The 16142-nt window shown below is 34.7% G+C and carries 19 protein-coding genes; 6 read left to right on the plus strand and 13 right to left on the minus strand.

What is annotated here, in order from left to right; genetic code table 11:
* Together MKX45_RS00005 and MKX45_RS00010 are read left to right on the plus strand one after the other, a co-directional pair.
* The coding region (locus MKX45_RS00005; protein WP_340816689.1) for a tyrosine-type recombinase/integrase at window positions 1–199 on the plus strand (199 nt) is incomplete at its 5' end.
* A gap of 211 nt (window positions 200–410) precedes the next feature.
* A complete protein-coding gene (locus MKX45_RS00010) occupies window positions 411–1037 on the plus strand; it encodes a copper homeostasis protein CutC (protein ID WP_057720387.1) in 627 nt (208 codons plus the stop codon).
* A 38-nt stretch (window positions 1038–1075) separates the two neighbouring features.
* Here MKX45_RS00010 and MKX45_RS00015 read toward each other — a convergent pair whose 3' ends face one another.
* Genes MKX45_RS00015 through MKX45_RS00025 form a run of 3 tightly spaced genes read right to left on the minus strand, consistent with a single transcriptional unit; the run spans window position 1076 to window position 4682 of the window.
* On the minus strand, window positions 1076–2095 hold the full coding sequence (locus MKX45_RS00015) for an ABC transporter permease (RefSeq protein WP_057720386.1): 1020 nt from the start codon (window positions 2093–2095) through the stop codon (window positions 1076–1078).
* Complete coding sequence (locus MKX45_RS00020) at window positions 2088–2858, minus strand: ABC transporter ATP-binding protein (protein WP_004254655.1); 771 nt, start codon at window positions 2856–2858, stop codon at window positions 2088–2090. The genes MKX45_RS00015 and MKX45_RS00020 overlap by 8 nt, the downstream gene beginning before the upstream one ends.
* 18 nt (window positions 2859–2876) lie before the next feature.
* Window positions 2877–4682 (minus strand): glycerophosphodiester phosphodiesterase, encoded by a 1806-nt coding sequence (locus MKX45_RS00025; protein WP_340816690.1) that lies wholly within the window; start codon window positions 4680–4682, stop codon window positions 2877–2879.
* A 278-nt stretch (window positions 4683–4960) separates the two neighbouring features.
* Here MKX45_RS00025 and MKX45_RS00030 point away from each other — a divergent pair, with 278 nt between their 5' ends.
* Complete coding sequence (locus MKX45_RS00030; protein ID WP_057720384.1) at window positions 4961–5362, plus strand: HIT family protein; 402 nt, start codon at window positions 4961–4963, stop codon at window positions 5360–5362.
* A 12-nt stretch (window positions 5363–5374) separates the two neighbouring features.
* Complete coding sequence (locus MKX45_RS00035; protein WP_010906257.1) at window positions 5375–5596, plus strand: hypothetical protein; 222 nt, start codon at window positions 5375–5377, stop codon at window positions 5594–5596.
* A gap of 433 nt (window positions 5597–6029) precedes the next feature.
* Here MKX45_RS00035 and rplA read toward each other — a convergent pair whose 3' ends face one another.
* Together rplA and rplK are read right to left on the minus strand one after the other, a co-directional pair.
* Entirely contained in the window at window positions 6030–6719 is a 690-nt protein-coding gene (gene rplA / locus MKX45_RS00040; protein WP_004254644.1) for a 50S ribosomal protein L1, read from the minus strand.
* Between the two features lie 338 nt (window positions 6720–7057).
* Window positions 7058–7483, minus strand: a complete 426-nt coding sequence (gene rplK / locus MKX45_RS00045; RefSeq protein ID WP_004254643.1) for a 50S ribosomal protein L11 — start codon at window positions 7481–7483, stop codon at window positions 7058–7060.
* Between the two features lie 224 nt (window positions 7484–7707).
* On the opposite strand from rplK, the gene MKX45_RS00050 reads away from it, so the two are divergent.
* Window positions 7708–9585 (plus strand): heavy metal translocating P-type ATPase, encoded by a 1878-nt coding sequence (locus MKX45_RS00050; RefSeq protein ID WP_057720383.1) that lies wholly within the window; start codon window positions 7708–7710, stop codon window positions 9583–9585.
* A 63-nt stretch (window positions 9586–9648) separates the two neighbouring features.
* Window positions 9649–10317: a Crp/Fnr family transcriptional regulator gene (locus MKX45_RS00055; protein ID WP_015427111.1), complete on the plus strand. Its 669-nt coding sequence runs from the start codon at window positions 9649–9651 to the stop codon at window positions 10315–10317.
* A gap of 67 nt (window positions 10318–10384) precedes the next feature.
* Here MKX45_RS00055 and MKX45_RS00060 read toward each other — a convergent pair whose 3' ends face one another.
* The 8 genes from MKX45_RS00060 to MKX45_RS00095 form a co-directional block, all read right to left on the minus strand.
* Complete coding sequence (locus MKX45_RS00060) at window positions 10385–10594, minus strand: YozE family protein (RefSeq protein WP_010906259.1); 210 nt, start codon at window positions 10592–10594, stop codon at window positions 10385–10387.
* A gap of 35 nt (window positions 10595–10629) precedes the next feature.
* Complete coding sequence (gene msrA, locus MKX45_RS00065) at window positions 10630–11148, minus strand: peptide-methionine (S)-S-oxide reductase MsrA (RefSeq protein WP_012898514.1); 519 nt, start codon at window positions 11146–11148, stop codon at window positions 10630–10632.
* A 174-nt stretch (window positions 11149–11322) separates the two neighbouring features.
* Complete coding sequence (locus MKX45_RS00070) at window positions 11323–12180, minus strand: CvfB family protein (protein ID WP_010906261.1); 858 nt, start codon at window positions 12178–12180, stop codon at window positions 11323–11325.
* Window positions 12181–12225: 45 nt separating this feature from the next.
* Window positions 12226–12684: a GNAT family N-acetyltransferase gene (locus MKX45_RS00075; RefSeq protein WP_057720382.1), complete on the minus strand. Its 459-nt coding sequence runs from the start codon at window positions 12682–12684 to the stop codon at window positions 12226–12228.
* Between the two features lie 92 nt (window positions 12685–12776).
* On the minus strand, window positions 12777–13334 hold the full coding sequence (frr, locus tag MKX45_RS00080; protein WP_004254618.1) for a ribosome recycling factor: 558 nt from the start codon (window positions 13332–13334) through the stop codon (window positions 12777–12779).
* A gap of 160 nt (window positions 13335–13494) precedes the next feature.
* Window positions 13495–14211: a UMP kinase gene (pyrH, locus tag MKX45_RS00085; protein WP_004254608.1), complete on the minus strand. Its 717-nt coding sequence runs from the start codon at window positions 14209–14211 to the stop codon at window positions 13495–13497.
* Window positions 14212–14295: 84 nt separating this feature from the next.
* Complete coding sequence (locus MKX45_RS00090) at window positions 14296–14748, minus strand: hypothetical protein (RefSeq protein WP_057720381.1); 453 nt, start codon at window positions 14746–14748, stop codon at window positions 14296–14298.
* 133 nt (window positions 14749–14881) lie between these two features.
* On the minus strand, window positions 14882–16069 hold the full coding sequence (locus tag MKX45_RS00095; protein ID WP_336270366.1) for an acetate kinase: 1188 nt from the start codon (window positions 16067–16069) through the stop codon (window positions 14882–14884).
* Window positions 16070–16142 lie beyond the last annotated feature (73 nt).

Genomic DNA, 16142 nt, shown 5'->3' on the forward strand with positions numbered 1-16142 from the left:
AGTACCTAACATTGGCTTTCACGGTTTCCGTCATACTCACGCTAGTCTTTTGATGAACAACGATGTTAACCCTAAAGAGATACAAAGACGATTAGGACATGCTGATTATTCTATCACAATGAATACATATAGCCACCTTGCCAAAAGTAAAGAAAAAGAGACCGCTGAAAAGTTCAGCAGTATCTTAAAAGCATTATGATTTTTTGGTCGAACGTAGTAAAAAGCGTTAAAATTTGTGTTTATAATCTCTACAACCCTTATATACCAAGGATTAAAGCTCTATATTTTAACATAGTTCTATTCTAGCATAATCACTTTCATTCTTTTTATTCAAAATAATTCTTGTAATTTTTTTAAGTTAAACAAGATAATCATGTTATAATAATTTTAGTAGATGAAAGGAAGAAATTATGATTATCCGAGAACTTTGCCTTGAAAATTTTACCAAAATTCCTCAAGCGCTTCAAGCCGGCGTTGAGAGAATTGAACTTTGCGACAACCTCGCAGTTGGAGGAACCACTCCTTCTTATGGTGTCATTGAAGAAGCTGCCAAATATGTTGCCGAAAGTAAGACAACTCTTGCTGTCATGATTCGTCCTCGCGGTGGTAATTTTGTTTATAATTCTCATGAACTTAAAATTATTGAGACTGATACACTTAAAGCTGTTGAAGCTGGTGCCCAAAACATTGTATTTGGTGCCCTTACTCCTGACAATGAAATAGATACTGACGCACTTGAAACAGTGAGCATTGCCGCACAAGGGCTCCCAATCACTTTCCACATGGCTTTTGATGAAGTAGCTGATCAAGAAAAAGCAATTGACCAACTTGTCGAATTTGGCGTAGATAAAATTTTGACGCACGGTGGGCCACTTGACCAACCCTTAAATACTGACAAACTTAAAAGTCTTATTGACTATGCTAAGGGTAAAATTAACATTATTATTGGTGGGGGTGTCAATGCTGAAAACTTTGAAAACCTCGCTCAATTAACTGGAACAAATTATGTTCATGGTACAAAAATTATCAAATTATAAATAAAAAGTTACTGACAGACATTCTATCAGTAACTTTTTTATTTATTTTTAAGTCGGAATCTAACATAAAATTTTGTCAGTAAAAAGTTCGTAAGTAATATAATCAAACTCAAGAAAAATGGTCGAACAAAAATTAATGACAGAATCAATTCAACAATTGTCACAAACATCATCACTCTAAAAATAAGCACCCGTAAGCCAGCTGTTTTAGCCGCTTTTTTCAGTGGATAAATTCTTGTTAAAAGTTGATAATCAAAAGCCGTTTGTAATGATAAAAGTTGAAAAATAAGCAAATAGTTAAATACAACCAGCATAATAATGGCAACAATTCCATTATTAATAAAAATCATCGCTAAAATTGACAAAATAAGTAAACGAATCGTTAAACCAAGATAATCTCCTGAGCGTAAAAAACTTCTTGTAAATAGATACTCATAAGTTCTTTTTGTTTTCGTCAGTAGAAAATCAAGATATTTCCGACGATGACTGTGTGATTTAAGTCCCTTAACATTCGTAAACAGTGAAAATAATCTTAAAGTTCCTGTTTTTCGTCCTTCTTCTAAATCAATCAAGAAAGCCCAATCCAAAAGTCCACTTTTTTGAGAAGTCCAAATTTTGTAAGCCAACCAAGCCGCTTTGATTGCGACAAGTAAGACGAACCAAAGGACTAAGAAAATAGGATTAAATCTTAATAATGGAGCAGCAATCAAAACCAAAAGTGCTGACACAACTGCTGGAATAATCAAAGAGCGGATTAAACATTTTACTAAATATGCCCGAACTTCCATTTCTTTTGTCAGAAAAAAAACTTTATCTGGACTCTCAATAAATGTTGCCAAACGTCCCACAATTTGACTAGCCAAACTGACCAAAACAACTAAAATAATTTTGCCCCATAAATTCAGCTGATGAATTTGTAGAAAGTTAATGTACTGAACCACCAAAGCTCCTAATAAAATCATCAGGAACAAAACAAAATGGTCATTAAATACATAACGAAGATATTTTATATTTTGCTTATACCAAAGGTTACGTCGTTTTTTAAAAATTTCATTCATTTGACTTTCCTGCCTCTACAACTTCTTTAGAGTTTGGAATATTTCCTTTTGTTAAGGCAAGATAAATTTCATCTAAACTTGCCTTAGGCTGATTAAATTGAGTCCGTAATTCTTCTACTGTTCCAAAAGCAACAACTTGACCTTCATGCAAAACAATAAATTTATCACAGAATTTTTCAGCTGTGGACAAGATATGTGTACTCATTAAAATCGAACTTCCTGATTTTTTCATGTCAATCATCAAGTCAATCAAATCCTGAATCGCAAGCGGATCAAGTCCCATAAAAGGTTCATCAACAATATAGAGCGAAGGTTCCACTAAGAATGCGCAGATAATCATCACTTTTTGTTTCATCCCTTTTGAAAAATTCACAGGGAACCAATCTAATTTATCACTCAAGCGGAAAGTTTCTAATAATTTTTCAGCACGTTCAAAAGCCAAGTCAACAGAAATCCCGTAAGCTAAAGCTGTCACTTCAATATGTTCACGCAAAGTCAATTCTTCATATAAACTTGGTGTTTCTGGAATGAAACCAATTTTTCTACGATAGCCTTCTAAATCTTGTTGTAAAGTTAAGCCGTCTAATTCAATTTGTCCAGAATAAGGAGTCAAAAGTCCAATAATTTCTTGAATTGTTGTCGATTTTCCTGCCCCATTTAAACCAATGAGTCCAACTAACTCACCTTCTTTAATTTCAAAATTAAGGTCTTTTAAGACAGGATGCCCCAAATAGCCACCTGTTAGATTTGTTACTTTTAACATACATTCCTCTTTTCAATCTTATTCTATATTTATTATTGAAGTCATTCTTAAAATACGTTGCGCATAGCTCGGATTATCATCATCCTCGGCGATAACTTCTTTTAAGTCATCAAGATTATCTGTAATAATTCCATCTACTCCATTGAACATCTGTTCTCTCATATCCGTTTCGTCATTGACCGTCCAAGCAAAAACCATCTGCTCTCTTGCCTGAGCTTTATCCACAAAACTACTATTGAGTGTTGTGGCCTCCATGGTATAGGCCGACATCTTAGTTTGTGAGAAAAGTAAGTTGAACGGAAGGATGAAACTCACTTTAATCTTAGGATTAATTTTTTGTTCAATTAAAAGAGCATTATAATCTAAAGAATGAATCATAGCCTTATCTTTTAAAAGACGTGCACCATATTTTTTACTAAAATTTTCAACCATCTTTGGAGAATCAAATGGAGATACTTTAATCTCAACCAGTAATTTTTGGTTAACTTTTTCAGCAGCCGCTAAATAATCATCAAAACTTGGGATTAAAGCCTTTTTACCATTTTCCGAAACAACTGTATTCGTCAATTCTGCTAAGGTAAGTTTTTGTGGCGGAGTATCAATTCCAGCTAAATCTTTTAAAGTTGGATCATGGAAAACAACAAATTGATGGTCTTTTGTTTCCTGAATATCCATTTCAACATAATCTGGTTTTGATTTAGCCGTAGCTTGCATGGCTGGAATTGTATTTTGCACCCCATTTTCTTCATCAACTCCCCGATGTGAAATGGTTAAAGGGACAGTATCCATAAATCCTTCAACATAAGTCCAGCTCACTAAAGCAAAAATTAAAACAGCTAAAGTAGAAAAAATTATTTTATATTTTCTTCTAACTTTCGGAGATTTTTTTACTACTTCTGAAATTTCAAAGGCTTCCAAGTCAGCTTCTCTTATCAAGTAACTAAAAAGCATGACCAAACTCAAGGTAGATATAATAGAGCTTCCCAACCAAATCAAATCCAGTATTGACACTGCTCCCACAAGAGCAAAAGAAGTTTTATCCAAATAATCTTGGGCAAAGTAGCCGCCCATAAAAAGAAGCCCCTGCATTATTATACTAAATAAACCGATAAGTCCAAAATAAACAGATAGTCTGAAAAAATTTCTAACTCCTTTTGTTCGTTTTAAACTTTCTTTTATTGCTACTTTCAATGATTTACCTTTTAAAATCATCAGTGGAAGAGTCAAAATTAAACGGGTACTAATCCAAAATGTTATAGCATAAAATAGGAAAAAAATTAGCATATTTTGCCAACTTTTAAAGAAAAATTCAAATGTAAAAACAGGAATTTTAATTTTCGACAAAAGTGGCGTACTAAAAACATAACGTCCAAAAGGAATAATTAATAGAAAATAAAATACGAAAAAGACTAATTGTTGAATTCTGACATTTTTAAGATCCGAAATAACTTGCCTAAATAAACTTTTTAAACTAAAAGTTCTCGCCTGAATCAAACGAATTCCTTGAAACTGAACGATGAATTGCAGATAAACCAAAAAGATGAGCACAAACAAGACAACTACGAGCCCCAAAACTCCTAAGAAATGCTGCTGAAACAAGTTTCCAAGATTATTATAAGAAACATAAGGAATTCCACTAACTCGCATAATAAGCTCAGAAATGGATTCTAAAAGTGGAATAATAACAAGTGTGATGACTATAGTTGCTCCAACAAAAATCGAAAGATATTCAAACCAAAACTTAAAAAACTCTCGCAAATATTTAAAAATCAAACCAAGTGGCCGATTAGCATTCTTTTTCTTCTTAGCTTTTTTTCTCACCATACTCCTAAACTCCCCCATACTTTCTCTAAACAGAAGAATAATTTTCATTACATTATATCAAATTTATAAAATAAAAAATGCTTAGATTTAAGTTATAATAAATAAAAGTTTTATTTATTATAACATATTTGAATTTCCCTTTTTCGGCAATTTCCTTACGATTTAGTAAGTTTCAGCATTATTACTGGGATTTTTAGCTTATTTATAATATAATCTAAGTATATTATAAGTTTTGACTTTGAGTAAAGAGTCATTATTACTACTGGAGGACCTATCAAATGGAAGATTGTATTTTTTGCAAAATTATCGCTGGTGAAATTCCTAGCACCAAAATTTATGAAGATGATGATGTTCTTGCCTTCCTTGATATCACTCAAACAACTAAAGGGCATACATTAGTGGTTCCCAAAAAACATTATCGCAACATTCTTTCAATGACAGGCGAACAATCAGCTGAACTTTTCAGCAAGGTCCCTTTTATTGCCAACAAAATTGTTAATAATCTTCATGCTAAAGGGATGAACATTTTACAAAATAACGAAGAAATCGCTGGTCAAACTGTTTTCCATACTCATATTCACCTTATTCCTCGTTTTGATGAAAATGATGGTTTCGTTGGAAAATTCACTGCTCATGATTATGATTTAGCTGAAATTGCTAAAGAAATCAATGACCAATAAAAGGACATTACTATGATTGAATTATTTAAAGACTTAAAAAATATCATTGGCGAGTTGTCAGAAGAAGTCAACACGATGAAAGTAAATGTGGAACGTGTTCAAGAAGAAGGTATCAAAGCCGAAAAAGTTGGAAAAGATATTCAAAAAAAAGTAGATGAATTTCAAATTTCCATCCAACCTAGAGTTGAAAAAATTAATGAACTTGTTAATCAAATAAATAAAAGAGTTGAATAATTTCAACCCTTTTATTTTTTTGATTTTTCTTGATGTTTATAAAACTGTCTCCCCCAGAAAATCCCCAATAATTGGGACAAGACAAAACTAACAACTATGACCAGCATTTTTTCGACATCATGATGTTGAATGTAAGTAAAGGTATGTTGTGAAAAATATAGAATACTTATGAATATAATATTAATAATATTCATTCCAATAATTCGCCAATGTCTTCCTTTGGTACTTTCCCAAAAACTGATAAAAAGAATGAGAATGGTAACGACCTCTAATCCAATCAGCGTCAGGTTTAGAACTTGAAAAAGATAGGCAATTGCAAAGATAATTGTTGTATAAGCCCATATAAATAATAACATACCTCATTCTAGCATGTTTTTTTATATTCTACAATAAATAAAAAAAGAGAAAAATATTTTTCTCTTTTTTATTGTTATTAGAATGATGCAGAATCAACTTTAACACCAGGACCCATTGTAGTTGTAACAGAAAGGTTTGTGATGTAAGCTCCTTTAGATGCAGCAGGTTTAGCAGCTGCAATTACAGAGTTCAAAGCTTTAAAGTTTTCAACAAGTTTTTCTGTATCGAATGAAACTTTACCGATTGGAACATGAACGTTACCAGCTTTGTCAGCACGGTAGTTAACTTTACCAGCTTTTGATTCTTCAACTGCTTTAGTTACATCCATAGTAACTGTACCAGTTTTAGGGTTTGGCATCAAGTTACGTGGTCCGAGGACACGTCCAAGACGTCCAACAACAGCCATCATATCAGGTGTTGCGATAACAACGTCGAAGTCCAACCATCCACCGTTGATTTTAGCAACGAGTTCATCAGAACCAACGAAGTCTGCACCAGCTGCTGTAGCTTCTTCAGCTTTCGCACCTTTAGCGAAAACGAGAACACGAGCAGTTTTACCAGTACCGTTTGGCAATACCATTGCTCCACGGATTTGTTGGTCAGATTTTTTAACGTCGATGTTAAGGTTGTAAGCAACTTCTACAGTTGCATCAAATTTTGCAAATGAAGTTTCTTTTGCAAGTGCTACAGCTTCTTCTACGCTGTATAATTTAGTTGCGTCGATTTTTTCAATCGCTGCGCGCAATGCTTTACTTTTTTTAGCCATTTCTATTTTCTCCTTGTGGTAATATCGGTTGTCTGTCTTCCTTGTTGCGTTTGAAAATTCGCTCTGATGCGCTCAAAGGAAAATATTCCCCTCCAAACACGGTCTTTATACTAAACGTCGGAAGCTATTTTCTCGCTCCTCGCCGCTCAGATGAACTAATAGTACTTTTATAACAACAAGAGTAACAGCCTTCCACTAAATGTGTGGATTGCATGTGTGACTTTTTCTGAATTTACAATATGTAAATCTCGAAAATTTAGTCGAAGTACGAGGCGACAGGTTCCGAAGCCTACCTAAGTAGGTGAGGGTTCTGTCAACGAAGTAATTCGTCTAAATTTTTAGTCAGTAACAGTGAATCCCATAGATTTTGCAGTACCTTCAATCATTGACATTGCAGTTTCAACTGATGACGCGTTAAGGTCAGGCATTTTGAGTTCTGCAATTTCTTTGATTTGTGCTTTTGTAACTGAAGCAACTTTTGTTTTGTTAGGTTCACCAGAACCTTTTTGAACGCCTGCTGCTTTTTTCAAAAGAACTGCTGCTGGAGGAGTTTTTGTGATGAATGTAAATGATTTGTCATCATAAACTGAGATAACAACTGGGATGATCATACCAGCTTGGTCAGCTGTACGAGCGTTGAATTCTTTTGTGAATCCCATGATGTTAACACCTGCTTGACCCAAAGCTGGTCCAACTGGTGGAGCTGGTGTTGCTTTACCGGCAGGGATTTGTAATTTAACGAGTTTTTCTACTTGTTTAGCCACGATAAATTCTCCTTATATTTTGTTTTCGTGATGTGGTATGATGCTGTATTTTACAGCTTCCACGCCGTGCATGTGAAAATTCACATACCTGAGTATTTTATCAAAAAAAAGGACTGATGTCAACTTTTCTTTGTTTACGAAAGGTTAATTTTCTTGATGACTATCAATTTTTTTAAGTTGCAAGTAATCTATAATAGAACTATCAAACCAAGAAAGGTTAACTCATGAAACTTCAAGCTTTACTAAAAAAATATAGTAATCAATTGACTGGTCTTTCAGCCTTATTAATTTTAATCGCTTATAGTGGAAAATATCTTTTGAATTCTTATTTTCTTTGGGCCTTTGCACTCTTATTAGCTACATTTATTGGTCTCGTCCCAATTGCTTTTCAAGCAGTCCAAGCACTTAAATTCAAACAAGTTTCAATTGAATTATTGGTATCAATTGCTGTTATTGCTGCTCTTTTTATTCAAGAGTATGAGGAGTCAGCAATTGTTACTTTTCTTTTCGCATTCGGAGCTTTTTTGGAAAAGAAAACTTTAGAAAAAACACGTTCTTCCATTAAATCTTTGACAGAAATTGCTCCCTCAACCGCTCTTCGGATTTCTGGAGAAGTCATTGATATTGATGATGTCAAGATTAATGACGAATTATTAGTAAAAACTGGCGCTCAAATTCCTGTAGATGGCTCTATTTATGAGGGGGCTGGTTTTGTCAATGAATCAAGTATTAGTGGGGAGTCCGCTGAAATAAAAAAAGGAGTCGGAGATAAGGTTTTTGCTGGAACGCTTCTTGAAAATGGAACTCTTTTGATTCAAGCTGAAAAGGTAGGAGAGGATACCACCTTTGGTAAAATTATTGAATTAGTGGAAGAAGCCCAAGATACAAAATCCTCTGCTGAAAAATTTATTGACCGTTTCGCAAAATATTATACTCCTAGTGTTTTAGTTCTCTCTTTTTTAATTTTCATTGTCAGTCAAGATATCAAGTTGGCAATTACTTTATTAGTTTTAGGTTGTCCGGGTGCCCTTGTCATTGGACCTCCTGTCAGTAATGTCGCAGGGATAGGGAATGGAGCCAAAAAGGGAATTTTAATTAAAGGTGGAAATATCATGACTAATTTTAGTCAGACTGACCTGCTTCTTTTTGACAAAACGGGAACACTTACCAAAGGAAAGACTCAGGTCTCCATTACTAAAAATTATGGCGCTTCTACCGAACTTATCAACCAAGTCGCTATGCTTGAAAGTCAATCAGATCACCCTTTAGCTAAGGCAATCATTGATGAAATCGGTGAATTTACCAAAGTACCTCTTCAAAATATCGAAGTCATAAAAGGACAGGGGATTTCTGCTGACCATTTATTGATTGGAAACGAAAAACTCCTTGAAAATCATAAAATTTTTTTAAACGCTCAACAAAAAAATGATTTAATGAAACTTCAAAAACATGGACTTTCAACAGTATTAATTGCTGATGATAAGGTGCGTTTACTTTATGGAATTACTGACGAAATCCGACCAAATGTAAAAGAAACATTGACCAGACTCAAAAAACAAGGAATTAAAGAGCTGATAATGCTGACAGGCGATAATGAAAGTACCGCTCAATCAATTGCACAACAAGTGGGAATCAGTCAGGTTTACGCCAATCTCCTACCTGAAGACAAGGCAAAAATCGTGCAAGACTATAAACTAGCTGGTAAAAAAGTAGCATTTATAGGCGACGGTATTAATGATAGCCCTAGTATTGCACTTGCCGATGTGGGAATCGCAATGTCATCTGGGACTGACATCGCCATTGAAACTTCAGATATTGTCCTTATGAGTTCTAATTTTGATAACCTTTCTTATGCTCATTCCCTTGCAAAAAGTACAAGGAAAAATATGAGACAAAATATTTTAATTGCTCTCTTTGTTGTAATCTTTCTTCTTTCCGGATTAATCTTGGGGAATAGTTCAGGATTTATTGGACAATATGTCAATATGGCGACTGGAATGTTTGTCCATGAAGCAAGTATTTTATTGGTTATTCTCAACGCAATGCGTTTAATTCCTCATAAAAAAATACTATCCAAAAATTTTCCTGTCGCAAATGACTAAAAATAAGGTTATAATTAAAGAAAATCTTTCAGGAAAAATATCTACTCAAATAAGGAGAATAAAATGACTTTAGATAATCATCATTGTGTCCAATTAGTTCCACTCTTTGAAAAACTTGCTGAACAAGATTTAACTAAGGTCGAAAAAATTGTTGAACACAAAAAAATTAAAAAAGGTGAAATTATTATTAGCCCTGACAAAGAGCCTTTATTAGTCATTGTAGCTCAAGGTGCACTTAAAATTTCACAACTTTCACAAAGTGGCAAAGAGCAACTTTTAAGAATCATCGAAGCAGGCGATTATGAAGGCGAAGGAGCCTTACTTGGCGTGACTAACGGACAACTTTATGGTCAGGCTATGATTGATTCTACGATTTGTTTCTTGCGTCAATCTGATTTTGAGACATTATTAACGACTTATCCTAGTCTTTCATTACAACTTTTAAAACTTAATGCTAAAAAATATCTAGCTGCTGAGCACCAAGCAGGATTTTTGGCACTAGATGATGTTGAAGCACGTCTTGCACATTACTTTTTGAATCTATCTGCCACTTCTGATAGCCTTTATTTTGAAATTCCAATGAAACTCAAGGAGCTTGCCAATTATATCGGAACCAGTCCAGAAACAATTTCACGTAAAATCAAGGTTTTTGAAGAAAATAAAATTATTAGCCGTCAAGGACGAATGATTAAACTTTTGGATAAGGAAAAACTAGAAGATGATTTTGCTTAAAAATTTTACAAAAAAATAGAGTGAGTCAACTCTATTTTTTTAGAAAATATTTCCAAATTACTTTAATTTAAGCTTCTAAATAACTTTCCCAAATATTATCAAACAGGGTAAGATTAAAATAAAATGGGGCTTGGGTTTCTAAATAAGTCGAAATTTCATCAAAATCTTTAGACTGTTTTGGAAAAAGCGGATCTTGAAAAACTAAATTTGCAAGACGAGTTGCATCATCTTTTTCTACTGGTGCGCGATGGCGCATAAGGTAATTATAAAAAGTCATTTTCTCTTTCTATTATCATTAAGTCGGAAAATTAATTATTTTTCCCATTGTTTTTCCAAAAAATCATGACGAATTTTACTTGATTGAGCATAATCTTCTGGATTTTTTTTGTAAAATCCTTGATGGTAGTCTTCTGCTGGCCAGAATTTTTGAACGGCTTCAATACTTGTCACAATAGGTGAATCAAAATTTCCGCTGGCTTGCAATTGCGCTTTGCTTTCTTTGGCAATTTTTTCTTGTTCTTCGTTTTCAACAAAAATGACTGGACGATAGTTATCCCCACGGTCTTCAAATTGACCAAAAGCATCTGTTGGGTCCGTGAGTGTCCAATAAAGTTCAACAAGACTTTGATAGGTAATTTTACTATTATCAAAAATAATTTCTACTGCTTCTGTATGACCAGTCAAGTGTTTTTTTACTTGTTCATAAGTTGGATTTTCAACATTTCCACCTGTATAGCCACTTATCACAGATAAAATCCCTTCTCGTTCTTCAAAAGGTTGAACCATACACCAAAAACATCCACCTGCAAATATTGCTCTTTCTGTTGCCATTATTTCTCCTTCACTTTGTTTGTCTTGTGAAATATTATAGCATAGCTCAAAAAAAAGTAGCCAATTAAGCTACTTTTTTACTGACAGAAATTTTTATAAGTCATCAGACTGACAGAATTTACTGACAAATGCTTTTAAATTAAGCTTAGTATTTCTAAAGAAGCTGTCAGTAAATTATTCTCCGATTAATTCTGTTCCCTCTGGACTTTGTTTGATTTTTTTAGCTTTCATCAAACCACCAAGCGCTTTTTTGAATTGTCCTTTTGAGATTCCAAAAGTTGCTTTTATTTCATCTGGATTTGATTTGTCATTAAATGCCATTTTCCCGCCCATTGATTGAAGATAAGCTAAAATCATTTGGCTATCAGCATCAAGCATTTCATAAGCACGTGGTTTTGCTGACAGATTTAGACTACGGTCTTCTTTTCTAAAACCAATAACACGAACTTGAAGTTCTTGACCGACACGTGGGACTGAGAAACGTTCATTTGGATGAATAAATCCTAGCATATTGTTGTCAGGCAAATAAACAAATGTTCCTGATTCTTTATTTCGATAAACAATTGCTCGTAAATCTTGGTTTTGCATGTTGTCATAACCAGGACCTGCAAGATTCCAGAAATCTTCATGCCAAGCTAAATGACCCCAAATCCGCTCTTTTCTGTCAATAATTAATTTCACATAAAGTTGGTCACCAACTTTTGGCCATTGGTCTTTTTCGAGTGGCAAATCATCAAGAGAGACAACCACATCTTTTCCTGGTAAACCTGTGTCAACAAAGGCACCAAGGTCCTTACGAACAGCTGTTACCGTTCCCCAACCATAATGCTCATTTGTTGCTTTTTGTTCCAAAGTCGTCAAACGACGATGGTCATCTTTATCCACATAAACAAAACCAGTTACCACATCGCCAACTGTATGTTCACCTTCTGTTTTATCTAAACGTAATAAATCTTCTCCCTTTTGGAGAAAATAGAAACGTTCACTTTCTTCCACGATTATCGCGGAGATTGTTTGTCCAATAATACTCATTTGTACCTCTTTATAAAATGTGATTGAGAGACTATTTGTCTCTGTTTAATTGATATTTCCTTCGTAAATCCGTGATTTTTCACCCCAAGGATGATAGCCGTCAGCTAGATGATGAAAATCAAAGCGCTCATAGAAATCAGCAAAATCCGTTGCAAGATAAAGTTTATCAAAATCAAAAGTTCTGCAATCTTCTTTTACTGCTTCAATCAACAGACCAGCAAGACCTTGCTTTCGAAATTTTTCTTCAACATAAAGTGCACAAAGCCAAGGATATAAGTCCATTCGACTAATAAAATCATTGCTAATCAGTCCACAACCCGCAATAATTTTTCCTTCATCAACAATCAGATACCACTGAGGAATGTTTTTGTTACTCTCTAAACTATGCTTCAAACAGTCATCATATACAGGGTTACTGTCCGTATTTCCCCATTTTTCCTGAAAAAATCGAATTGCTTCTTTGAGATAAGACGGTTGCTCTCTAAGTTTGATTAGTTCTCTCAAATTTATCCATCCTGACAGATTTTTGATGTAAAAACGGCTCAATGGAGCCGTTAATGCTTTTACAGATTACTTTATTTGTTAGATTGTTCTACTTAGATATCCAACAATTCTTTTTCTTTAATTGATGCAAGACGGTCTGCTTCTTTAACTGCGTCATCAGTCACTTTTTGAATGTTGTTTTCAAGATCTTTAAGATCATCTTCAGTGATTTCTTTTGCTTTTTCTGATTTCTTAGCAGTGTCCATTGCATCACGACGGATATTACGGATCGCTACTTTTGCTGATTCAATATATTTACCCATTTCTTTGACAAGTTCGCGACGGCGTTCTTCTGTCAGCATTGGGATAACTAAACGAATCACAGAACCATCATTTGCTGGTGTAATCCCAAGATCTGATTCATACAATGCTTTTTCAATATCTTTCAAGATTGATTTATCAAAAGGAGTAACCATCAATACGCGCGCTTCTGGAATTGTGATTGACGCTAATTGATTGAGTGGTGTTGGTGCGCCGTAGTAAACAACTTGAACACGGTCAAGAAGACTTGCGTTGGCACGACCAGCTCGGATATGTCCTAAATCACGTTGTAAACTTCCTAATGATTGTTTCATCCGGTCTTGAGCTGTTGTAACAATTTCGTTTGCCATTTTATTTCCTTTTTCTACTTTTAATTCTTCTATTTATTTTACTGACAGAAACTTTGTCAGAGATAAGCGTTAGTATTTTAATGATTACAGTTATGCTAGTATTTCCATCAGTAATTTTTTAATGAATAAATTTACTGACAGCTTTTTTTGTAAGTAAATCTTATTCAACCGTTGTTCCGATTTCTTCACCACGAACGACACGTGTAATATTTCCAGCTTCATTCATGTTGAAAACAACAAGTGGAATATGATTATCCATTGACATTGTTGAAGCCGTACTGTCCATTACTTGCAAGCCTTTGGTAATAACATCCATATGTGTCAAATGTTCAAATTTAATAGCATCAGCAACTAATTTAGGGTCAGCATTATAAACACCATCAACACCATTTTTAGCCATTAAAATGACATCAGCATTAATTTCCGCAGCACGTAATGCAGAAGTTGTATCAGTTGAGAAGTAAGGCGAACCAGTTCCCCCAGCAAAAATGACAACACGTCCCTTTTCTAAATGGCGTTCAGCACGACGACGAATATAAGGTTCAGCAACAGCTTTCATCTCAATGGCTGTCATCACTCGTGTGTCAACCCCAATATTTTCAAGAGCACTTTGAATGAACAATCCATTTTGAATTGTTGCAAGCATTCCCATGTAATCTGCCTGAGCACGCTCCATTCCGGCTTTCTCACCAGTAACTCCACGCCAAACATTACCACCACCGCAAACAATCGCAAGTTCTGCGCCCAAATCATGGACTTCTTTGAGTTCTTCAGCGACAGCTTTTGCTGTTTCAGGGTCAAATCCGAAACCTTTTTCGCCTGAGAGGGCCTCTCCCGAAAGTTTTAACAGTACGCGTTTATATTTAATTTCAGCCATATTGCACCTATTCTATTATATTTTCTCTATTTTACCATAAAATGCTCACGAAAAAAAGACTAATCAAAGCCTTTTTAGAAACTATCATGATGTCAATAAACCCAGATGTCCCAACAACTGAATAAGTAAATAAATCACAAAAAGAATCCCCGCAATCCAAAAGATTAAATTAAGACTTTTAAAACCTTGCCAAATTGGGTGCTTGATTTCTTCTAACTCTTTCAATTTTTCCGGGTCCAGACTGTCAACATGTTTAATACTGTGTTTCCAAAGCATTTCAGCAGGAATCACCGATTTATTAAGTAACAAATCTCCATTAGGTTCAATCTTAATCTCATTTCCAATCCATGAAACCATTCCTCCAAGAAACAAATTTGCGCCATACGTCTTTTTTAACTTACTCACATCAAAAGGATTCATCAGCAAATCAATTTGCTCATGAACAGGATAATATCGAACTTGTCCATTATCAAATTCCAAACGTAAACGCACTCCTGGCAACATTTCAGCTTTTGTAACTTTTGGTAAATCCTCCATAACCTTCCCTCCATTTACTCTAATTATAACGCTTTCTTTTATAGAAGACAAACCATTTGTCAAAACTTTACTGACAGCTTTTTCATAAATAAAAAAATTTACTGACAAATTTCTGTCAGTAAATTTTATCTAATTATTTAGCAGCTTCAACATCACGAGCAATAACCAATTCTTCGTTTGTTGGCACAACAAGTACTTTCACTTTAGACTCTGGTTTAGAAATGATACCAAATGCTCCACGAACATTTTTACTTTCATCAATTTCCATGCCAAACCAAGAAAGTCCATTAACTACATCAGTCCGAACAGCTGTATCATTTTCACCAACACCAGCCGTGAAAATAAGAGCATCAACCCCATTTAACACTCCAAAATATTGGGCAATAAATTTCTTGAGACGGTCAACATACATTTCATAAGCAAGAATCGCCTTAGGATTTCCTTTAGCCACAGCTTCTGAAAGATCACGCATATCACTTGAGAGTTCTGACACCCCAAGAACTCCAGATTCTTTATTGAGAATGTCAATCACATCTTGAGCATTTCTAAGGCTTGGGTCGCTCTCTAACATATAAGGAATGACTGAGGCGTCCATTTCACCTGCACGTGTTCCCATCATTACACCAGCAAGTGGTGTAAATCCCATTGAAGTATCAACAGATTTTCCAGCTTCAATTGCTGTAATTGAAGCTCCATTTCCGATATGAGCCGTAATTAGCTTCAAATCTTCCAATGGTTTTCCTAAGACTTTTGCCGCTTCTTGGGCGACATACATGTGTGACGTTCCATGTGCTCCATATTTTCTGATTGAATAATCTTCATAATATTTTGTTGGAATAGGATAACGATAAGCCTTTTCTGGCAAAGTACTGTGAAAAGCAGTGTCGAAAACTGCAACTGCAAGTGCATCTGGTAATAGCCGTTGAAAAGCTTCAATCCCTAAAACATTAGCAGGATTATGCAAAGGAGCCAAAGTTGAAAGATTTTTAATCTCAGCCAAAACCTCAGGACTAATAACCGTAGAAGTTTTGAAAAATTCCCCACCTGCAACAACACGATGGCCAATTCCTGTGATTTCGCGGAATTCATGAATTAATTTAAAGTGAATTAATTCATCCATTAATAACAAAACAGCTTGACGATGGTCAACAATTTCTTGTTTTCTAACGTGTTCTTCATTGTTAAATTTAGTTGTTGAGATTGAGCCAGACAAACCAATACGTTCAAAAATTCCTTTAGCAATCACGGTTTCTTCCGGCATTTCGTAAAGTTGCCATTTTAATGACGAGGAGCCTGCATTGACAGCGAGCGTTTTTTCCATACTTACTCTCCTTAATGTATGCGTTTTATTCTTAAAATTATATCATATTTTATGTCTGATTTCATTTCTCCTC

Source organism: Lactococcus sp. FSL W8-0209 (assembly GCF_038006585.1).
In the GTDB taxonomy this organism is placed as follows: Bacteria; Bacillota; Bacilli; order Lactobacillales; family Streptococcaceae; genus Lactococcus; species Lactococcus lactis.